The following is a 20865-nucleotide window of genomic DNA, read 5'->3' on the forward strand; positions in this document are numbered from 1 at the left end:
TTACTGGCTAATTTGTTAGGAATTATGTCCCAGCCTCTTTAGTGTTATATGAATATCAAAGAGAAGGAGTAATAAAGTATCTTGAGTTGTATCTTTCTTTTTTATTGAGTTTGTTTTAAAATCGGTGTTTAGTTAAAATTTATGAGTATAATTAAATAGAAAGGAATTAAGTTATGGAAGAAACTGCTTTTAGAGAAAAAGTAAGAAAACAATTGTGGTTTTTAAATAAAAAAGAAAAGCAATTATTAGAACATACTTTTGAACAAAATAATGCTTTATTTAATAATGCAGAACAGAAATTTACGAAACCTACTCGTTTTGCTAATCAATTTTTACAGGTTCATATTTTTCGAAATAAACATTTTTCAAATGGATATTTTTTCTTATTAATTATATTATTTGTTCTCACATACATCCTATTACTAGGATGGTTTTTAGCAGGATTTATTGCAAGTTTAGCAGTAGTCAATCAATTTATAAATCCTAAAGCAGAATTAAGTCTAATTTATCTTGTATTCATCTTAATTTTTGCCATTATTAGTTTGATTGTCAGTTTGTATCTCATAAGATTTGTGACTGCTTTGTTTACTAAAAGATTACTTGAATATAAGTTTAATGAAAAGAAGTCGTCTTATTAATTAAATAGGCTAATAGAATACTCTCTTGCCATTTTTTATAAACCAAAATGTAAGGTTCATCTACTACGCATTGAGCTGAATTATCAAAAATAATAATGGTCTTATTTTGAGAAGACGTTAATCCAATAATACGTTGAGCATTAAAATATATTTGTATGGGTGCGCGTTGATGTTTGATTGGAAATAAAATGACGTCTTTAGAAATGTAAATAGGAACTAGTTTATTGATAGATAATAAGCGTTTAGCTAATTTAAGTTGTTGGGTATATGATTTATTAAATTGTTCTAGGTAGTATAGTACTATCTTTTTAATATGAAATGGTAGAATCATTTCATATGTTTTAAAACAACATTTAGTCTGAATTGTTGAACCTTCTAAAGTTTGAATGTATAACAAATCGAAAGTATTATGAGGTAACATGCCAATCACCTTCTAAATAATATTGCTGAAGTTTGATACGGGCAGAAGATTTATATTTTTTAATTGTAGTGTCTGAGACATTCATCTTTTTAGCGATTTCATATTGTTTGTACCCACGAAGATAATATATCAGCCATTGACATTCATTTGAATTTAAAATATATTTGAAATCATTAAAAATAGATTCATCTTTCAATGTATAAGTTAAAGAATGATTTAACGCTGCAATATCTAGGCAATCAATCTTCAATTGCTCCTTTCTAAAAAGATCAATAAGATAAAACTTTAATCGCTGATAGATAAAAGAGGATAAAGATACAGAGGAAGATGGGTTATACATTTTGGAGATTTCCCACAATTTTATTAATAATAATTGATAAAATTCATCATAATTATAAGTGATACGGTATTGTCTTAACAAATGATGAATCATCTTATGATATTTGATGTGTAATGAACTAAAATCTGAAATATTTATTCTTTCTCCTTAGTTATGTACATAAACAATATTTCCGGATATATAAATTCTACATGAGGTATCGTGAATTTTCATTTGCTTAATTTAATAAATAGGTGTTAAATAGTAAACATAGAATCGTTGGATTGGATGATATATGGCTTTAACAAGTTTGTAAGATTAATATTCGACATTTGTACAATAAAATATAGGAGGTATGAAGTTGGATTACGCACATTTAAATCTTGAGCACTTTTTTGCAAGACATGATGATTTAGACGTCATTAGAGATCGTTCTGAATTTGTAATGATAAATAATTTTACAAATGAAATGATGTATCGTGATGGTGATATTGAAGGGACAATTGATTTAAATCAATATTATTATAAAAATAGATCGCAAGCTGTTAGTTTTATTATGATGGATTATAAAAGAAATAACGAATAATTATATATGTTAACCTTACTACAAATAACTTTATTTATTTAATAGATAAAAATCATTGAGTAATGAAATGTTGAGTATTTCATTACTTTTTATTTTTTGTTAAATTTCAGTTTTGTTACTTTTATTTTATGAATATGTAACATTATAATTATAAAATTGTTTAAGAGAATTAAAAATGTTAAAATTTATTATCATGGAAGACTGTTCTATAAATGAAATTACAACATTAACCTAAGAGGTGTGAATATGACAAAGCACAGAAAAGGTTCTATTATAGGCCTAATAGGGTTACTTATTATTTTAGTAGCAGCTGGCTTCATTTTTTTCTCAATGATTTCTGATCAGATATTTTTCAAAAAAGTAAATGAAGTAGAGAAAGTTCAGCATGTGAACGTCACGCTTGATAAAGCTGCTGCAAAACAAATAGATAACTATACAAGTCAACAAGTATCGAATAAAAACAATAATGCATGGAGAGATGCATCAGCAAGTGAAATTAAAGTTGCAATGGACAGCAGTAAATTTATCGATGATGATAAACAAAGATATCAATTTTTAGATTTATCTAAATATCAAGGTATTGATAAAAATCGTATCAAACGTATGTTGTTCGATCGACCTACACTATTGAAACATACTGATGCTTTTGTAAATGCTGCAAAAGAAAAACGTGTCAATGAAGTCTATTTAATTTCTCACGCATTATTAGAAACAGGTTCAGTAAAAAGTGAACTTGCGAATGGTGTAAATATTGATGGTAAAAAATATTATAATTTTTATGGCGTTGGAGCTTTAGATGAAGATCCAATCAAAACAGGTGCTGAATATGCGAAAAAACATGGTTGGGATACACCGGATAAAGCAATTAAAGGTGGCGCAGATTTTATTCATAAACACTTCCTATCTCACGATGATCAAAACACATTATATAGCATGAGATGGAATCCTATGAATCCTGGTGAACATCAATATGCGACTGATATTAAATGGGCTGAAAGTAATGCGGAAATTATTGCTGATTTCTATAAAGAAATGAAAACTGAAGGTAAATACTTCAAGTTGTATGTTTATAAAGATGATCAAAAACATCAATAATCAAAATAAAAGCCAACATTATCTTTTTAATTAGATGATGTTGGTTTTTTTATTTATTCTGCTTTGTTTTTCCTTGAAGCCAAAGTAAATCCAATGATAAAAACAATTAATGTTTTTAATAAAAATTTCATTGTTTGGTCACCTCAATATCTAAATTTTAACATAGTTACACATGATTATTTATGTTTTGAAATGGATAATCGTGTTAATAGTGAAACGTTTTGAAGTCGAGAATCGTATTGGTATAATATGATAATATTCAACATAATACAAATATATAAAAGGATGATGTTAAATATGCGAGTAGCAATTATAGGTATGGGTACAGCGGGTGTGAGTGTACTTAGACAACTCGTTAAACATAAAGACTTTAAGCAATTAAAAGTCGATGTCTACGATAATGAATTTAATATGGGACAAGGCGTTCCTTTTCAAAATGATAGCAGTCAATTACTAATTAACTTGCCCACTAAAAATATGAGTTTAAATTTAGATGATGAGGAAGAGTTTTGGAAATGGTATCAAACACAATCTGAATTTACGTTTAAAAATCCAAAGTATTTACCAAGATTTGTTTTTGGTCATTATATGAAATCATACTTATCAAATTATGAGAAATTATATGATAACCTTACAGTCATTAAACAACCAGTACAAGAAGTCTTCATTAATTCAAATATAGATGAAACCACATTGAAATATTATGTCTGTACGTCTAAAGATATGAAGCATTGTCAAGTATATGATTACATATTTTTAACTATAGGTACTTTATCCTATCACGACCCTTATCATTTAAAAGGCTTAAAAGGTTATATTCAAACTCCTTACCCTACATATAATACTTTAGATGATGTACAAAAATCTGATGATATTGCTATTATTGGAACAGGGTTAGCTAGTTTAGATGTAGTGCGTTATGTAGCTTTTCATCACCCTAAACTACCTATCACAATGACGAGTCGTTCTGCTCAATTACCTAGCGTAAGAGGAAACATGAAAAAAATTGAGTTTCAATATTTAACGAAATCTAAATTTAATAATATTAAAGATAAGTACTTTGGAAATGTACCATTAGAGAAAGCATTCGATTTATTTAAAGAAGAGAGTCATTTAAATGGTATCGATTTACAGAAATTGATTCATCGTCGAACAGGAGATACGATTAAAGATTTAAATTATGATTTAGAACATCCAGATGAGATAGGTATATTCCAAACATTAATAGAGAATGTCAAAGAAAATTTAAATTGGATTTGGAATAGTTTTAGTCGTCAAGATCAAATTGAATTCGATAAACGTTTCACTAAAATTATTCAACTTAACTCAAACCCTATGCCTCCAAGAACTGCAAAACTTATCAAACAATTAATAGAAGATGGTTCATTAGTAATTAGAAAGGATTTAGAAGATGTGGTACATAAAAATGGAATATTTAATTTAAAATTCAAACATGATGAACAATGGTATCCACATCATATTATTATTAATGCAACAGGTTCTAAAACACATTTAAAAGATTTAGATGAAGATGATCAATTTATCTTAAATCTTCAAAATCGACAAATTGTTCAAGCCCATCCTATGGGTGGAATACAAATTATCCCAGAAACAAATCAGGTGATTAGTCCAAGATATGGTACTTTAAATAATGTGATTGCTATTGGACAAATCACTAATGGAGTAAATAAATTGCGTAATGGAGTAAAAATGATTGTTAATCAAGCGGTAAGTGCAGTGGATTACTTATATGAAATTCGAAAAGAATTTGATCATACATCATAATGCTTTACAAAATAATGAATAAGTATCTCTTTAAGAGTTAAATTTAAAATCAAATTGATATTCTTTATTTGTAATTTTCCAAAAATAAATGTAAGATGATATATGTAGTGCTAAACTACGATAACTCAAATTTAATCACAATTTCATACGTATTCTTTCGGGGCAGGGTGTAATTCCCAACCGGCAGTAATTAAGCCTGCGACCCACTTAATCTTAATTTATTAAGTGGCTGATCTAGTGAGACTCTAGAGCCGACAGTAAAAGTCTGGATGGGAGAAAGAATCAATCACATCATTACTGAACGATGTATAAGCATGCACAATATAAAAATTGTAGTACGCTTATTTAAGTATATATACATGCCCTATGCCTGTGAAACAGGTATGGGGTTTTTTTAGAGGTGATAAATTGAGTGAATTTATGAAATATGCAATTCAATTAGCACAAATGGTGGAGGGACAAACTGGAGTTAATCCTCCTGTCGGTTCAGTTGTCGTGAACGATGGGCGTATTGTAGGACTAGGTGCACATTTAAAGCAAGGAGAGAAACATGCAGAAGTTCAGGCTTTAGATATGGCACAAGATAAAGCAAAAGGCGGCACAATTTATATTTCTCTTGAACCCTGTACACATTACGGGTCAACACCACCTTGTGTGAATAAAATTATTGAACATGGGCTTAGTAAAGTGATTTATGCTGTAAAAGATACGACGTTACCTTCTAAAGGAGATATCATGCTTGAAAAGGCAGGTATTGAAGTTGAATATCAATATTCAGAAGAAGCTTTTGCTTTGTATGAAGATTTTTTCAAAGCAAAACAACATAAAATTCCTGAAATTACAGTAAAAGTCTCGACTTCGTTAGACGGTAAACAAGCGACTGATAGTGGACAAAGTCAGTGGATTACGAATAAAGCTGTAAAACAAGATGTATATCGTTTAAGACATACTCATGATGCAGTATTAACTGGTAATGGAACGATTGAAGCGGATAATCCACAATATACAACACGTATTCAAGATGGTAAACATCCAATAAGAATCATACTATCTAAGCGAGGTCAAATTGATTATTCAAAACAGATATTTCACGATCAATTAAGTGAAATTTGGATTTATACTGAAAATCATGAACTAAAAAGTCCAAGTTCTCATATAAAAATAATATATTTAGAAATATGTAATTTAAAATCTATTTTATCTGATATATATCAAAGAGGTGTTGGCAGATTATTAGTAGAAGCTGGCCCTCATATAACTTCAAAATTTCTCCAATCTAATTATTTAGAACATCTTATTATTTATTATGCCCCGAAAATAATAGGCGGTATTGGAAAAAATCAATTTTATCAAACTGATAATGTCATTGATTTAGCTGATGCGCCACAATTTGAAGTGATTTCTACTGAGTCTATTCAACAAAATATTAAAATGACACTGCGAAAGAAGTGAAGATAAATGTTTACAGGTATCGTTGAAGAAATAGGTACTGTAAAGAGTATTCGCACTCAACAATCCGTAAGGACATTAGATATTTCATGTCAAAAAATCATAGAAGATATGCATATTGGTGATTCTATAAGTGTAAATGGTGCGTGTTTAACAGTCATTGATTTTAAACAAAATCAATTTTCTGTCCAAGTGATTAAAGGTACTGAAAATAAAACATATTTAGCTAATATTAAAGAAAATAATGAAGTCAATCTTGAACGAGCAATGTCAGGTAGCGGACGTTTCGGAGGACATTTTGTATTAGGTCATGTAGATGCAAAAGGAACCATTATAAATATCAGGGAAACGCCTAATTCACGCATTGTATCTATTAAGGTATCTAACTCGGTTATAAAACAAATGGTTAAGCAAGGGTCTATTACTGTTGATGGCGTAAGTTTAACAGTTTTTGACTTGCATCAACATAGTTTTGATATCCATCTTATTCCTGAAACAAGACGATCAACAATTCTGTCTAATAAAAAGATGGGTGATGAAGTTCATCTTGAAACAGATGTATTATTTAAATATGTTGAAAGCATAGTTGGTAAAAATAAATCTGATTTATCAGTTGATAAATTAAAAGCATATGGTTTTTAGGAGGGGTTTAAATGGAATTCGATAGCATTGAAGAAGCTTTAGAAGCATTAAGAAATGGCGATAGTATTATTGTAGTAGATGATGAAGATCGTGAAAATGAAGGTGACTTAATTGCAGTCACTCAATGGATGAAAGACAATACCATTAATTTTATGGCCAAAGAAGCGCGTGGATTAATTTGTGCTCCTATAAGTTCACAGATTGCTAAACGTCTAAATCTTAAAACTATGGTTGATGGTAATACAGATGAATACGGTACAAATTTCACTGTAAGTATCGATCATATCTCTACTACTACAGGAATTAGTGCATTTGATCGTACAGCAACAGCTAAAGCGTTAATTAATCCTGATTCTAAACCAGAAAGTTTCCATAAACCTGGACATTTATTTCCTTTAGTATCTAAAGAAAAAGGTGTATTAGTTAGACCAGGACATACGGAGGCTGCTGTAGATTTAGCTAAATTAACAGGTGCTACACCTGCTGGAGTTATATGTGAAATAATGAATGACGATGGTACAATGGCAAAAGGTAATGAATTACAACAATTTAAAGAGCGACATCAATTAAAAATGATTACAATTGAAAGTTTAATTAATTATCGTCGTAAACAAGAAAGTGAAGGTATTGAACTTAAAGCAACTGTAAAAATGCCAACAGATATTGGTAATTTTAAAATGTATGGTTTCCAATCTCAATATACACATGAAGATATTGTTGTACTTGGTAAAGGAGAACCACGTACAACTGAAAATGTAAGACTACATTCTGCTTGTTTAACAGGTGATATCTTCCACAGTCAACGATGTGATTGTGGCGCTCAATTAGAAGCATCAATGAAATATATAAATGCTCATGGTGGATTAATTATTTATTTACCACAAGAAGGTAGAGGCATTGGTTTAATGAATAAACTAAAAGCTTATGAATTAATTGAGCAAGGACATGATACAGTTACTGCAAATGTAGCATTAGGTTTTGATGAAGACTTAAGAGATTATCATATAGCTGCTCAAATTCTTAAATATTTCAACGTTCAACAGGTTAATTTATTAAGTAATAATCCTAAGAAATTTGAAGGCTTGGAAGATTATGGTATAAAAGTTGCAGATCGTACAGAGATCATTGTGCCAGAAACGGAACATAATCATCATTATATGGAAACAAAAAAATTGAAAATGGGACATCTTATTTAGGAGGAATTGAGAATGAATTTTGAAGGTAAATTAGTCGGTACAAATTTAAAAGTTGCAATAGTAGTGAGTAGATTTAATGATTTTATTACCAACCGTTTATTGGATGGAGCGAAAGATACATTAGTAAGACATGGTGTAGATGAAGATAGCATTGATGTTGCCTATGTACCAGGTGCATTTGAAATTCCACTTGTTGCTAAAAAATTAGCGCAAAAAAATGATTATGATGCAGTCATTACTTTAGGCTGTGTCATTAGAGGTGCAACATCTCATTATGACTATGTTTGTAATGAAGTTGCTAAAGGCGTATCAAAAGCAAATGATGTTACGAATACACCAGTTATTTTCGGTGTTTTAACAACCGAAAGTATTGAACAAGCAGTTGAAAGAGCGGGTACGAAAGCAGGTAATAAAGGTGCGGAAGCGGCAGTAAGTGCAATTGAAATGGCAAATTTACTTAAACAGTTTTAATTAATATATAGCGTCTCGATAATTTTAAGGATTATCGAGACGCTCTGTATTTCAATGTTTTAGTAATTTCACAACACCTGATACTAATGTAAGTGTTCCTAAAATTAGTCCACTAACTAAGCCAATTTTTTTAAGTGCTTCTGTTGAAATAAATTCTTGATAGGCAAGGGAAAGATTTTGAGGTCTCTCAGCCAGGCGACGCATGAAATAAGCAAACCAGTCATTGCCATATGGAACATAAACGGTAAAATGATATCCTTGTCTAGCAATCTCTTCTGCTAATTCATTACGAAAACCATACAACATTTGAAATTCAAAAGTGTTTTTTTCAATATGATGATCTTTTACAAATTGTTTAACATGGTTAATGATTTTATCATCATGTGTTGCAATTGACGTAAAATTTTTGGCATTAAGTAAACGTTTTTCAATAATATTTATATAATTTTTGTCTATATCTTTTTTACTTTGATAAGCAATCGTATTATTTTCTTTATAAGCACCTTTGACCAGTCTTAATCGTAATTCTGGATAGTTATCAATTAATTTCTCTGCCTCAAAAAGGTATCCTTGAATTACTGTACCGACATTTCTAAATTCTCCTTTTAACCTGTCTAAAATCTGTAATGTTTGTGATAAGCTATTATATTTTTCCATATCAATATTAATATGCATATTATTATAGCTATTAGCCTTTAACAAAATTTCTCTTAAATTTTGGTAGGCTAACTCGGTATCAAATTCACCACCTAATGAACTCACTTTCACCGACATATGTGCACTCACTTGATATTGATTAATAGCCTCCATTATCTCAAGAATCTCATTTTTAGCTTGAATCGCTATTGCTTTAGTATTAACAAATTCTCCAAGATTATCTACAGTAACATCAATATGTTTAGCGTTTAAATATTCAATCGTATCTATGAGTTGTTCTATAGTATTACCCGCAACAACTCTATTAGCACCCATGGTAGGTCCGATTTTTTTAGCCATTTCATTTAAATATGTACTATTTGATAATGTTATGAAAAAATCTCTGAATAAAGACATATCTATTCCTCCATCCCACTCGTATCTATCCCTATAACAAGTTTAGCATGAATATATCATTTTAGAAAGCGTTTACATTTTAGAGGTAAAATACTTTAAAATTCATTAGTCATAAATTAAGAAAATCTATATATTGTTTAACAACAATTAAAGGTATAATTTGATATAATACATTTGATAAACATTCAATAAGAGAGGACTTAAAAATATGTGGAAGTGGGAAACAGAACATGATGCTAAAGGCGTAATCATCATAGTACATAATATGTTAGAACATACTGGTAGATATGCGTATGTGATTACGATGTTGAGACGTAATGGTTATCACGTAATTATGGGTGATTTATCTGGACAAGGTCAAACTTCACGAGCTAACAGAGGTCAACTACAACGATTTGAAATTTACCATGAACAGTTAGTTGAATGGATAAAAATTGCAAACGAATACAAATTACCAACATTTGTTATGGGTGTTGGATTAGGTGGTTTAATCATTCTCAATTTACTTGAAAAGACTGAACTACCTATTGAAGGCATATTATTACTCTCTCCAATGCTTGAATTAAAGAAAAATTATAAAACACGAAAAAATATGTTTATATCTAATATTGGAAAGAGCTCAAAAGATACACAATTTAAATTAGGAATAGATTATGAAGATTTAACTCGTAATTCAGAAGTGATTGATGAGACAAATCATGATGGATTGATGTTAAAGAAAGTATCTTACAAATGGTTTAACATTATTAATGAAACGATGAAAGACACATCACAACATATTAAAGATATCAAACCGTTACCCACTTTATTAATGTATGGTACCGAAGATAAAATCTTAGAAACATCTTCAATAGATATTTTAAAACAACAATTTCTTGCAGATGAATTTTATTTTAAAGCGTGGAAAGGGTTTTATCATGAGATTCACAATGAGCCTGAACGAGATCAAGTCATGAGATATATATTAACTTTCTTGAATAATAGCGTAAATACAATGGGATTTATTGTACAAGAAGAAAACATTGAGGAAGTATAGGATAATCTTTAAAAATCTATAAAGAATAGCTCGTAGAAGACAGACATCTACGAGCCTATTCTATATCAAAAATATGGTGATAATATTATAAATGAGATAAAATTACAATATAAGTAGAATTATAACTACCAATTACTTTTTATAAATTCTATGAATTTAGTATTAGATTTATAATATAAATATTGATTTAAAAAATATAGTTGATATATTATTGAAAAATAAAATGTATTAAATTTTTAATAACGCCAAATCGTGTAAACTTAATAATAAATTGAATTATAGTTATTATACATAATATGAGAGATCAAGGGGAATGAATTATGAAATTACAAAAAAAAGAAACGGTATCCATGGTATTGAAATTAGAGAAATTATTGAAGGATATAGATTCTATATTTAGAATTATTTATGAGAAATATCATTTAAATAAAGAAGAAGTACTTATTTTATTAACGTTATGGGAAAAGGGGCCTATGACATTAAAAGAGATGGATCAATACGTTAATATTAAGTCTTATAAACGAACAAGAACGTATAATAATTTAGTTCAATCTGATTGGGTTTACAAAGAGCGTCCCATTGACGATGAACGTACGGTTATTATCCATTTCAATGAAGAAAAAAATAAATATAGAAATGAATTATTAGATTTTATTACTACAATTATTAAAAGAAAATATGAATCTTTAGAAAATAGTTTGAATTCATTGATGAGTGTTTAATATAAAAAACCCATAAATTAAAACTACGATTTAATGTTTTAATTTATGGGTTTTAAAATTTAACGTTTTTCAATCGCACATATAAAAGGTGCATGATTAACTTGATTGATAAATTGATATTTTAATATGTGTGCTTTATTTTGATCAAAGTTTTCGAGATATCTTAACAATTCATCTCTTTCGATTTGTCCTTCATCATGTCCATGATAAATCACTAGTACAATAATACCTTCTGTACTTAATAGTTTAAAAATACTTTCAATAGCTTGAATAGTTGTTTCAGGTTTAGTAACAATGGATTTATCACCTTTAGGCAGATATCCCAAATTGAAAATAGCTGCATCCACGTTTCCAATGAAATCACTTGGTATATCATTTAAGATATTTTCATGTCCATCATGTATCAACGTAACATGTTTAAAAGATGTTATTTTTTCTTTTGTATGTTCAATAGCTTCTTTTTGTATATCGAAACCAAACACTTTGCCATTTGGGACCTGTTCTGCTAAAAATAGGGTATCATTTCCATTACCACACGTAGCATCAATAACAATACTATCATCTTGAATATGTTGCTTAATAAGTGTTTTAGCAAAAGGAAGAATGCGTTCTAATTTCATGAATTCACCTTAGTATTAGATGTGTAAAACTTACCTTGATAAGATTCACGACGTGCTAATTCGTCATCTATTTCATTGAGAACTTCCCATTTGTTAACACTCCACATTGGTCCTACCATTAAATCAATCGGTCCATCTCCAGTAATACGATGAATAATCATGTCTGACGGAAGGATTTCAAGTTGATCACACACTAAATTTGTATAATCTTCTTGAGTCATAAATTCAAGCATACCTTTTTCGTATTGCTTGACCATTGGTGTACCTTTAAGTAAATGTAATAAATGGATTTTAATGCCTTGAACATCCATTTGTGCCACTTCTCGTGCTGTTTCCATCATCATATGATAATCTTCACCTGGTAAGCCATTAATGATATGTGTACATACGTTAATATTATGTTTACGCAATTTAGCTACACCTTCGTAATACGTTTGCATATCGTGAGCACGATTAATTAAATCAGAAGTCTTTTGATGAACCGTTTGAAGACCAAGTTCCACCCATAAATACGTACGTTGGTTCAGTTCAGCTAAATATTCAACCACATCATCTGGCAGACAATCTGGACGTGTAGCGATAGATAAACCAATAACTCCTTCTTCTTTTAACACAGGTTCATATTTTTCTTTTAAAACTTCTACAGGTGCATGGGTATTAGTAAATGCTTGGAAGTAAGCAATATATTTACCTTCACTCCATTTTTCATGCATTCGTTCTTTAATTTGTTGGAATTGTACTTCAATTGGATCGGCTCTATTTCCTGCAAAGTCACCACTACCAGCTGCTGAACAAAACGTACAACCGCCATGTGCGACAGTACCATCTCTATTTGGACAGTCAAATCCGCCATCTAGAGCAACTTTAAAAATTTTCTGTCCGAATTTATTTTTTAAATGGTAATTCCATGTATGATATCGTTTATTTTCAAAGGCATACGGGAAATACTTACCCATAACACATTATCCTTTCTATCTAACTTAGTTCTAAGTAAAGATTTTAACATATTTTAATGTTATAGTGTTTATTATAGTTCGATAAAAATATAAAGAGAGGACTTAAAAATTATGAATATACCTAGATCAGTATGGTGGCTAGTTATAGGAATGGCATTAAATATAACTGGCTCTAGCTTTTTATGGCCTTTAAATACGATTTATATGAAAGAAGAATTAGGAAAAAGCTTGACAGTTTCTGGGATTGTTCTAATGATTAATTCTTTTGGAATGGTAGTTGGTAACTTACTAGGTGGAACATTGTTCGACAAGTTAGGTGGTTACCGAACAATCGTGATAGGTACTATTACTTGTTTGCTTAGTACAACATTACTTAATTTTTTTCATGGATGGCCGTGGTATGCAGTTTGGTTAGTGCTACTTGGTTTTGGTGGAGGAATGATTGTTCCAGCAATCTACGCAATGGCTGGTGCCGTTTGGCCTAATGGTGGCAGAACAACTTTTAATGCTATTTACTTAGCTCAAAACATAGGGGTTGCTGCCGGAGCTGCAATGGGAGGATTTGTTGCTGAATTTAGCTTTAATTTTATCTTCTTAGCTAATTTAATCATGTACGTATTATTTGGAATTGTAGCCTTTACACAATTTAATTTAGAATACCATGCTAAAGTGAAATCACCAGATAGTCTAGATATACAAAATAAAGAAAATAAAAAACGTTTTATAGCTTTAATATTATTATGTGCAATGTTTAGTATTTGTTGGATTGGATACATTCAATGGGAAACGACAATAGCCTCATTTACGCAACAAATTAATATTTCAATGTCTCAATATAGTGTATTGTGGACGGTAAATGGAATCATGATTTTAGTTGCACAACCATTAATTAGACCAGTCATTCGTTTGTTAAAAGGAAACTTAAAATATCAAATGTTTGTTGGTATTTTAATTTTTATGTTGTCATTCTTTGTTACAAGTTTTGCAGAACAATTTACCGTTTTCTTAATAGGAATGATTATTCTTACTTTTGGTGAAATGTTTGTATGGCCTGCAGTACCAACGATTGCCAATTATTTAGCGCCACAAGGTAAGCAAGGTCAATATCAGGGTGTAGTAAATTCTGCATCAACTGTAGGAAAAGCATTTGGTCCTCTAATCGGGGGGATATTGGTAGATACATTCAATATGAGTGCAATGTTCATAGGAATGATCATTCTTTTATTAATAGGAATGTTTTTCTTATCTATTTTTGATAAGGGTCTACCGAAACAATCACAACATGAAAATCGTTGAAAGACAACTTGAAAATTAAACATATAAAATATGATTAACCACTTGCAATTAGGTTACGAATCTCATAATATTAAACTGTATTGGAGTAGTAACTTAAATACTTTTCTAAAGAGAGCTAGTGGTGGTGCAAACTAGCGTTAAGAATTAAGTGAACTTACCGTTAATTAATTGAATTTAAAACATCTCTTACTATTATAAAGTGCACATGTAAAATGTGAATGAGGGTGGTACCGCGGCTAAAGAAAGTCGTCCCTGTCAAAAGTAATAGTTTGAGGTGTTTTATTTTTATTAGGAGGAAAATACTTTGGGTTATAATCACAAAGAGATTGAAAAGAAATGGCAAAATTATTGGGCTGAGAATAAAACATTCAAAGCAAACGATAATTTAGGTCAAAAAAAATTCTACGCATTAGATATGTTTCCATATCCATCTGGTGCGGGATTACACGTAGGACATCCAGAAGGATATACTGCAACGGATATTATTTCTCGTTATAAACGTATGCAAGGATATAATGTACTACATCCAATGGGTTGGGATGCCTTTGGATTACCTGCTGAGCAGTACGCGTTAGATACAGGGAATGATCCTAGAGAATTTACTAAAAAGAATGTTCAAACATTTAAACGTCAAATTCAAGAACTAGGTTTTAGTTATGATTGGGATCGAGAAGTGAATACTACAGATCCTGAATATTATAAATGGACGCAATGGATTTTTATTCAGCTTTATAATAAAGGACTCGCATATGTAGATGAAGTTGCAGTAAACTGGTGTCCGGCACTTGGTACAGTGTTATCAAATGAAGAGGTTGTAGATGGTGTATCAGAACGTGGAGGTCATCCTGTATATAGACGTCCGATGAAACAATGGGTATTAAAAATTACAGAATATGCCGATCGTTTATTAGAAGATTTAGATGAATTAGATTGGCCTGAATCAATTAAAGATATGCAAAGAAACTGGATTGGTCGTTCTGAAGGTGCACGTGTGTCATTTAATGTTGAAAATACTAATGACACTATTGATGTGTTTACAACACGTCCAGATACTATCTACGGTACAACATTCTTAGTACTTAGTCCTGAACACGCGTTAGTGAATGAAATTACTACTGATGACAAAAAAGAAATGGTTAAACAGTATCAAGAAGAAGCATCAAAAAAATCAGACTTAGAGCGTACTGATTTAGCAAAAGATAAATCAGGTGTGTTTACTGGAGCGTATGCTATTAACCCATTATCAGGTAAGAAACTTCCAATTTGGATTGCTGATTATGTATTATCGACTTATGGTACAGGTGCAGTTATGGCAGTACCAGGACATGATGAGCGCGACCATGAATTTGCTAAGAAATTTGATTTACCTATCATTGAAGTTATCGAGGGCGGAAATGTTCAAGAAGAAGCATATACTGGAGAAGGTGCACATATCAATTCTGGCGAACTAGATGGGCTAGATAATAAAAAAGCAATTTCTAATGCAATTACTTTACTCGAAGCCAAAGGTGCTGGCGAGAAAAAAGTGAATTACAAATTACGTGACTGGTTATTTAGTAGACAACGTTATTGGGGAGAACCAATTCCAGTGATTCATTGGGAAGATGGTACGATGACAACTGTGCCTGAAGAAGAACTTCCATTATTACTTCCTGAAACTGATCAAATCAAACCATCTGGTACGGGAGAATCACCATTAGCGAATATTGATGACTTTGTAAACGTTGTTGATGAAAAAACAGGCATGAAAGGACGTCGCGAAACAAATACTATGCCACAATGGGCTGGTAGTTGTTGGTATTATTTACGATATATTGATCCACATAATGAGAATATGTTAGCGGATCCAGAGAAATTAAAACATTGGTTGCCGGTAGACTTATATATTGGTGGAGTAGAACATGCTGTACTTCACTTACTGTATTCAAGATTCTGGCATAAAGTATTATATGATTTAGGTGTAGTTCCTACAAAAGAACCATTCCAAAAATTATTCAACCAAGGTATGATTCTCGGTGAAGGCAACGAAAAAATGAGTAAATCTAAAGGTAATGTTGTTAATCCTGATGATATCGTAGCATCACATGGCGCAGATACATTACGCCTATATGAAATGTTTATGGGGCCATTAGATGCAGCTATAGCATGGAGTGAAAATGGATTAGATGGTTCTAGACGTTTCTTAGATCGTGTATGGAGATTATTCATTAATGAGGATGGTTCATTATCTAATAAAATTGTTGAAAATAACAATAATTCATTAGATAAAGTTTATAATCAAACGGTTAAAAAAGTGACTGAAGATTTTGATACTCTTAACTTTAATACGGCAATTAGTCAATTAATGGTATTTATTAACGATTGTTATAAAGCGAATAACATTTACAAACCTTATGTAGAAGGATTTGTTAAAATGTTAGCACCCATTGCCCCTCATATTAGTGAAGAGTTGTGGCAACGTTTAGGCAATCAAGAAACTATTACGTACCAACCTTGGCCTACGTATAATGAATCATTACTTGTAGATGATGAGATTGAAATTGTAGTACAAGTTAATGGTAAAGTAAGAGCAAAAATCAATATTCCTAAAGACTTATCTAAAGAAGATATGCAAGAGTTAGCATTACAAAATGAAAATGTTAAACTATCTATAGAAGGTAAAGAGATTAAAAAAGTTATCGCTGTACCTCAAAAATTAGTGAATATCGTTGCAAAATAATGAAAGAGGAGTTTTATAATGGAATCAATTACAGTAGATCAATTAAAAGAGAAAATACTAGGATCTAATCCAGTAAATATTATCGATGTGCGAACAGATGAAGAAACTGCAATGGGTACAATTCCTGGTGCTAAAACTATTCCAATGGATCAAATTGCTGATAACTTAAATCAATTTAATAAAAATGAAACGTACTACATCGTTTGTGCTGCAGGTGTTCGTAGTGAAAAAGTAGCGAACTATCTTGAAAATGAAGGTGTTCACGCAGTTAATGTTGAAGGTGGCATGCAAGCATGGGGTGATGAAGGTATTGAAATAGATAGTATATAATAATTTATGATATTGAAACTATAATACAGAAAAACAGCGAAGTTATCATTCTTCGCTGTTTTTTTATAATTTAACTTATTTTTAATATTTTTATATTATTTAGTTGTAGTACTTTTAATTTTATTATGATATTATATTTAAGTGTGAATATAATATTATGTAAGTGATAGCAACAACTATGGCATACATAAAACATTTTCATTATAACAATTGACATCAAGAGAGAACATCAAGGAGGAAACATAATGAATCTTTTTAAAAAACAGAAATTTAGTATTCGTAAATTTAGTGTGGGGACATTTTCAACGCTAATTGCTACATTAGTGTTTTTATCACATCCTGGTCATGCAGCAACTCATGATACAGAAACAAATACAAGTGCTCCACAAACAAATGAAAGTGCGTTAATTAATAAACAAAATGCTAATATTGAACAACCACATAATGAAACAACGTCAGCAAATATATCTAATTCAAATGAAAATAATCGAAATAATGAAAATAATACTTCAAGTGACCATTCAATTAACCATGAACGTGAAGAAGGTACAGTGAATGATGTAATTAATAGCACTGAAAGTAATACAAATCATAATGAGAAAGTAACAACTAATGACGTAGTTAGTAATGAAAATAATCATGAAACTACAAACGTTAATCAACCACGTAGAAGAGGAAAACGTTCAGTAGATAACACTCCTAGTACTACAAATACAGATCCAATGGCTGTAAATGAACAAAATACAGGCCAAATCATTAATGGTACATTTACAGATAATTCACAAGGTGCGACGATACCGACTAAGAATTTAGAGTCTGCAATGAATGAAGCAAATACTGTACCGGGTTGGCATGTAAATAGTAATGAACAAACCATCATTCCATTAATTTGGGGGCCTAAATCGTTGCCTGCATACAATCCTTATATATTCGATAAAACCAATAATAAAATTGGTGTAGTACTATCAAAATATAATGGTAATTTTAATCAAGTTCCAGGTATAGCTGATCCTACAGTAGGATCAATTTACCAAGATGTTGATGTTACTCCTGGATCAGAAATCCAATTACATTATATTTCTAGTAGTATGAATAATATATGGGGGGTTAATGGTGCAAGAGTGTATATTTACGATGCTAATAATCCTTCTACACTTTTGTATAAAGGAACTCCGGATATATTACAGAATCCAATTGGTAACTTTGTAGGTGTATTTCAAGTACCGGAAACAGTTTCACGGTTAAGATTAAGATTTGAATCGGCATTAAATCGTAGTACAGATTCTACTAATGGACATAGACTCCTCACTGGTCCTAATAACTTTGGAGGCGGAGTGTTAGCTGATGTTACCATTAATAGTGGTGCATATTTAACTGCGACAGTAGATAATACACACTACTTTGCACAATCTGGTTCAATAAGTGCTGATAGAGTGTATCAAGAAATAGGGTTTAGAATTGAAAATAGAGGACATTCTAGTTCAAATAAAACAGAATATACGATTGTTTTACCAGAAGATGTGACATATGTATCTACAAAAAATGCTACTGGAAAATTTAATGCAGCAACTAAAAAGTTAACAGTTAAAATAGATCGACTTGAAGCAGGAGCAAGTAAAAATATTTCTATAGGATTATCCTTACCAACTGATCGACCAATTGAAAAAGAATTCTTCGGACATTTGACTTATGTTACAGATGGTATAAATATGAATAGGTTAAGTGATTCTAAAGATTTTGGACGTAATGATGGTGATCACTATACAAGATACGGTGTGCATAATGAATTTGTAAGTGTTGATTCTGCTATGCGACAAGGAGATATTGTATTAGATAAACAAACCATTACAGTTAAAATGTATAAGCAACATTTGAGAGATAAAGTAACAGAAATTGAGGATGATTTAGCAAATCTTGATCAAAACGATAATTCACCTGAAGTATGGGAAGCAATGCAAGTGGTACTTAGAAAAGCTAAAGAAGTATTAGCTGAAACAGATGAGATGCCTATAAGTGAATTGAAAGATCAAGCAACGATTAATAGTATCGATTTAAATTTAGATAAAGCACATGCTAAATTATCATTAGACAAAGTTGCAAAAACTAAAAGAGCGCTTTTTATGGGTAACGATACAGCTACAATTGAAGAAAAAAATGCTGTGATTGAGCAAGTGAATCAAGCACTACAATCTAGTTATACAACGGTTGATCAATCAATGAATTCAAATGATGTATCAACAAATAAAGACACTGGAATTAATGAAATTACAATGATTGATCTCACTCCAACAGTAAAGCAAGCAGCAATTGATGAATTAACTGAAAGAGCAAATGCTAAAAAAGTAGAATTTGATAATAATCCTGATGCAACAGTGGAAGAAAAAGAAGCTGCAAAAGCAACGATTGATAATTTAGTGTCAGAGGCTACAGCAAATATTATGAATGAAACTACAAATAATGGTGTAGCTCAACAAAAAACAAGTGGCATAGATAGTGTGAATGCTGCTACTATAACTCCAACTGTTCGAAGTAATGCTAGAACAGCAATAGATAATATAGCATCTGCAAGAAAAGTTGAAATAGATAAGGATAATAATGCAACTTTAGAAGAAAAAAACGCAGCCAAAACTGAAATAGACAATTTGGTAGCTAGAGCAAAAGCAGATATTAACAGTCTAAATCACAATAATGAAATTGAAATATTAAAAGAAAACAAAGTAAACGAGATATCACAAGTAGAAGCGCATCCAGTAAAGAAAAATGCTGCTGCACAAGCAATTGATCAAGCCGCTATAGCTAAAAAACAAGAAATTGATTTAATAGAAGATGCGACTATAGAAGAAAAAGAAGTCGCAAAGGCAAAAGTAGATAAAATAGTAACCGAAGCTAAAAATAACATTCACCAAGCAACTACTAATTCAAGGGTAGATAATGCACAAAATGAAGGAATAAATGCAATTAATGCAGTTATTCCAGAAGTAGTTAAAAAATCAGATGCAAGAGATACAATCGATGAGGTAGCCCGAATTAAAAAAGCAGCAATTGATCAAACACCTGATGCAACAGTAGAAGAAAAAGAGGCAGCAATAGCGAAAATAGATCAAGAGGTTACTAAGGCTAAGGAACAAATTCATCAAGCACTAAAAAATGAAAATGTAGATACTGCTAAAACAAATGGTACGAATTTTATTAATGCAATCCAACCAGAAATTACGAAAAAAATGAAAGCAAGAGAGACAATTGATGAAGTAGCTAGAGCTAAGAAAGAAGCAATTGATCGAATTCAGGATGCCACAACAGAAGAAAAAGAAGCTGCAAAAGCGAAAGTAGACCAAGCGGTAACGGAAGCTAAAGCTCATATCAATGAAGCAATAAATAATTCAGGTGTGGATGAAGCAAAAACAAATGGTACAACTACAATCAATGCAATCCAACCAGAAGTAATCAAAAAATCAGAAGCAAGACAAGCAATTGATGATATTGCAAGAGCTAAAAAAGAAGCAATTGATCAAACACCAGATGCGACAACAG

The 20865-nt window shown here is 30.9% G+C and carries 19 protein-coding genes, 1 riboswitch and 1 other annotated feature; of the genes, 14 read left to right on the forward strand and 5 right to left on the reverse strand.

Annotated elements, in window-relative coordinates; all coding sequences use genetic code 11:
- Window positions 1-173: 173 nt before the first annotated feature.
- Window positions 174-638 carry a hypothetical protein gene (locus HMPREF3046_RS07050; protein WP_070718024.1) on the forward strand — a complete coding sequence of 155 codons (465 nt, stop codon included), beginning with the start codon at window positions 174-176 and terminating at the stop codon, window positions 636-638.
- Here HMPREF3046_RS07050 and HMPREF3046_RS07055 read toward each other — a convergent pair.
- Both HMPREF3046_RS07055 and HMPREF3046_RS07060 read right to left on the reverse strand, forming a co-directional pair.
- Window positions 613-1059, reverse strand: a complete 447-nt coding sequence (locus tag HMPREF3046_RS07055; RefSeq protein ID WP_070718027.1) for a competence protein ComK — start codon at window positions 1057-1059, stop codon at window positions 613-615. The two genes, HMPREF3046_RS07050 and HMPREF3046_RS07055, sit on opposite strands and share 26 nt — an antisense overlap.
- The gene (locus tag HMPREF3046_RS07060) at window positions 1046-1531 is read right to left on the reverse strand and encodes a sigma-70 family RNA polymerase sigma factor (protein WP_256278224.1); all 486 of its coding nucleotides are present in this window, start codon (window positions 1529-1531) and stop codon (window positions 1046-1048) included. Before HMPREF3046_RS07060 ends, HMPREF3046_RS07055 begins: the two co-directional genes overlap by 14 nt.
- A 208-nt stretch (window positions 1532-1739) precedes the next feature.
- Between HMPREF3046_RS07060 and HMPREF3046_RS07065 the strand changes: the two genes are divergently transcribed.
- The 7 genes from HMPREF3046_RS07065 (at window position 1740) to ribE (HMPREF3046_RS07095) (ending at window position 8602) form a co-directional block, all read left to right on the forward strand.
- Complete coding sequence (locus HMPREF3046_RS07065) at window positions 1740-1964, forward strand: hypothetical protein (protein WP_002449634.1); 225 nt, start codon at window positions 1740-1742, stop codon at window positions 1962-1964.
- A 246-nt stretch (window positions 1965-2210) separates the two neighbouring features.
- Complete coding sequence (locus HMPREF3046_RS07070) at window positions 2211-3059, forward strand: peptidoglycan release complex glucosaminidase SagB (protein WP_070718032.1); 849 nt, start codon at window positions 2211-2213, stop codon at window positions 3057-3059.
- 297 nt (window positions 3060-3356) lie between these two features.
- Complete coding sequence (locus tag HMPREF3046_RS07075; RefSeq protein WP_070718035.1) at window positions 3357-4844, forward strand: FAD/NAD(P)-binding protein; 1488 nt, start codon at window positions 3357-3359, stop codon at window positions 4842-4844.
- A 149-nt stretch (window positions 4845-4993) separates the two neighbouring features.
- Window positions 4994-5129, forward strand: a riboswitch (FMN riboswitch).
- 123 nt (window positions 5130-5252) lie between these two features.
- Window positions 5253-6296, forward strand: a complete 1044-nt coding sequence (gene ribD, locus HMPREF3046_RS07080; protein WP_070718038.1) for a bifunctional diaminohydroxyphosphoribosylaminopyrimidine deaminase/5-amino-6-(5-phosphoribosylamino)uracil reductase RibD — start codon at window positions 5253-5255, stop codon at window positions 6294-6296.
- Between the two features lie 6 nt (window positions 6297-6302).
- Complete coding sequence (ribE, locus tag HMPREF3046_RS07085; RefSeq protein WP_070718042.1) at window positions 6303-6935, forward strand: riboflavin synthase; 633 nt, start codon at window positions 6303-6305, stop codon at window positions 6933-6935.
- A gap of 11 nt (window positions 6936-6946) precedes the next feature.
- Window positions 6947-8131 carry a bifunctional 3,4-dihydroxy-2-butanone-4-phosphate synthase/GTP cyclohydrolase II gene (locus HMPREF3046_RS07090; RefSeq protein WP_070718046.1) on the forward strand — a complete coding sequence of 395 codons (1185 nt, stop codon included), beginning with the start codon at window positions 6947-6949 and terminating at the stop codon, window positions 8129-8131.
- Window positions 8132-8143: 12 nt separating this feature from the next.
- Window positions 8144-8602 (forward strand): 6,7-dimethyl-8-ribityllumazine synthase, encoded by a 459-nt coding sequence (gene ribE, locus HMPREF3046_RS07095; RefSeq protein WP_070718049.1) that lies wholly within the window; start codon window positions 8144-8146, stop codon window positions 8600-8602.
- Window positions 8603-8653: 51 nt separating this feature from the next.
- Here the strand turns inward: ribE (HMPREF3046_RS07095) and HMPREF3046_RS07100 are convergent, their stop codons facing one another.
- Entirely contained in the window at window positions 8654-9655 is a 1002-nt protein-coding gene (locus HMPREF3046_RS07100; protein ID WP_070718053.1) for a proline dehydrogenase family protein, read from the reverse strand.
- 208 nt (window positions 9656-9863) lie between these two features.
- Here HMPREF3046_RS07100 and HMPREF3046_RS07105 point away from each other — a divergent pair, with 208 nt between their 5' ends.
- Together HMPREF3046_RS07105 and HMPREF3046_RS07110 are read left to right on the forward strand one after the other, a co-directional pair.
- The gene (locus tag HMPREF3046_RS07105) at window positions 9864-10691 is read left to right on the forward strand and encodes an alpha/beta fold hydrolase (RefSeq protein ID WP_070718055.1); all 828 of its coding nucleotides are present in this window, start codon (window positions 9864-9866) and stop codon (window positions 10689-10691) included.
- Window positions 10692-11011: 320 nt separating this feature from the next.
- A complete protein-coding gene (locus HMPREF3046_RS07110; protein ID WP_002449620.1) occupies window positions 11012-11413 on the forward strand; it encodes a transcriptional regulator, SarA/Rot family in 402 nt (133 codons plus the stop codon).
- Between the two features lie 59 nt (window positions 11414-11472).
- Here the strand turns inward: HMPREF3046_RS07110 and HMPREF3046_RS07115 are convergent, their stop codons facing one another.
- Entirely contained in the window at window positions 11473-12033 is a 561-nt protein-coding gene (locus tag HMPREF3046_RS07115) for a tRNA 5-(aminomethyl)-2-thiouridylate-methyltransferase MnmM (protein ID WP_070718058.1), read from the reverse strand.
- Window positions 12030-12989: a tRNA modification radical SAM protein MnmL/YtqA gene (locus HMPREF3046_RS07120; RefSeq protein WP_070718063.1), complete on the reverse strand. Its 960-nt coding sequence runs from the start codon at window positions 12987-12989 to the stop codon at window positions 12030-12032. Before HMPREF3046_RS07120 ends, HMPREF3046_RS07115 begins: the two co-directional genes overlap by 4 nt.
- A gap of 111 nt (window positions 12990-13100) precedes the next feature.
- Here HMPREF3046_RS07120 and HMPREF3046_RS07125 point away from each other — a divergent pair, with 111 nt between their 5' ends.
- The 4 genes from HMPREF3046_RS07125 to HMPREF3046_RS07140 form a co-directional block, all read left to right on the forward strand.
- Window positions 13101-14285, forward strand: coding sequence for an MDR family MFS transporter (locus HMPREF3046_RS07125; RefSeq protein WP_070718066.1), 1185 nt, complete (start codon window positions 13101-13103; stop codon window positions 14283-14285).
- A 66-nt stretch (window positions 14286-14351) separates the two neighbouring features.
- Window positions 14352-14542: a binding site (T-box leader), on the forward strand.
- A 47-nt stretch (window positions 14543-14589) separates the two neighbouring features.
- Window positions 14590-17004, forward strand: a complete 2415-nt coding sequence (gene leuS, locus HMPREF3046_RS07130; RefSeq protein WP_070718068.1) for a leucine--tRNA ligase — start codon at window positions 14590-14592, stop codon at window positions 17002-17004.
- Between the two features lie 18 nt (window positions 17005-17022).
- Window positions 17023-17334, forward strand: a complete 312-nt coding sequence (locus HMPREF3046_RS07135; RefSeq protein ID WP_070718072.1) for a rhodanese-like domain-containing protein — start codon at window positions 17023-17025, stop codon at window positions 17332-17334.
- Window positions 17335-17579: 245 nt separating this feature from the next.
- On the forward strand, window positions 17580-20865 hold a 3286-nt coding region (locus HMPREF3046_RS07140), incomplete at its 3' end, for a SasC/FmtB family protein (RefSeq protein WP_141755529.1).

The sequence above is a fragment of the Staphylococcus sp. HMSC070D05 genome, assembly GCF_001815595.1.
Classification (GTDB): Bacteria; Bacillota; Bacilli; order Staphylococcales; family Staphylococcaceae; genus Staphylococcus; species Staphylococcus hominis.

What these genes read in the sequence shown, in the direction of transcription:
- HMPREF3046_RS07050 (WP_070718024.1), top strand. Translation starts at nt 174, where the DNA reads ATGGAAGAAACTGCTTTTAGAGAAAAAGTAAGAAAACAATTGTGGTTT.
- HMPREF3046_RS07055 (WP_070718027.1), bottom strand. Translation starts at nt 1,059, where the DNA reads ATGTTACCTCATAATACTTTCGATTTGTTATACATTCAAACTTTAGAA.
- HMPREF3046_RS07070 (WP_070718032.1), top strand. Translation starts at nt 2,211, where the DNA reads ATGACAAAGCACAGAAAAGGTTCTATTATAGGCCTAATAGGGTTACTT.
- HMPREF3046_RS07075 (WP_070718035.1), top strand. Translation starts at nt 3,357, where the DNA reads ATGCGAGTAGCAATTATAGGTATGGGTACAGCGGGTGTGAGTGTACTT.
- ribE (WP_070718042.1), top strand. Translation starts at nt 6,303, where the DNA reads ATGTTTACAGGTATCGTTGAAGAAATAGGTACTGTAAAGAGTATTCGC.
- HMPREF3046_RS07090 (WP_070718046.1), top strand. Translation starts at nt 6,947, where the DNA reads ATGGAATTCGATAGCATTGAAGAAGCTTTAGAAGCATTAAGAAATGGC.
- ribE (WP_070718049.1), top strand. Translation starts at nt 8,144, where the DNA reads ATGAATTTTGAAGGTAAATTAGTCGGTACAAATTTAAAAGTTGCAATA.
- HMPREF3046_RS07100 (WP_070718053.1), bottom strand. Translation starts at nt 9,655, where the DNA reads ATGTCTTTATTCAGAGATTTTTTCATAACATTATCAAATAGTACATAT.
- HMPREF3046_RS07105 (WP_070718055.1), top strand. Translation starts at nt 9,864, where the DNA reads ATGTGGAAGTGGGAAACAGAACATGATGCTAAAGGCGTAATCATCATA.
- HMPREF3046_RS07110 (WP_002449620.1), top strand. Translation starts at nt 11,012, where the DNA reads ATGAAATTACAAAAAAAAGAAACGGTATCCATGGTATTGAAATTAGAG.
- HMPREF3046_RS07115 (WP_070718058.1), bottom strand. Translation starts at nt 12,033, where the DNA reads ATGAAATTAGAACGCATTCTTCCTTTTGCTAAAACACTTATTAAGCAA.
- HMPREF3046_RS07120 (WP_070718063.1), bottom strand. Translation starts at nt 12,989, where the DNA reads ATGGGTAAGTATTTCCCGTATGCCTTTGAAAATAAACGATATCATACA.
- HMPREF3046_RS07125 (WP_070718066.1), top strand. Translation starts at nt 13,101, where the DNA reads ATGAATATACCTAGATCAGTATGGTGGCTAGTTATAGGAATGGCATTA.
- HMPREF3046_RS07135 (WP_070718072.1), top strand. Translation starts at nt 17,023, where the DNA reads ATGGAATCAATTACAGTAGATCAATTAAAAGAGAAAATACTAGGATCT.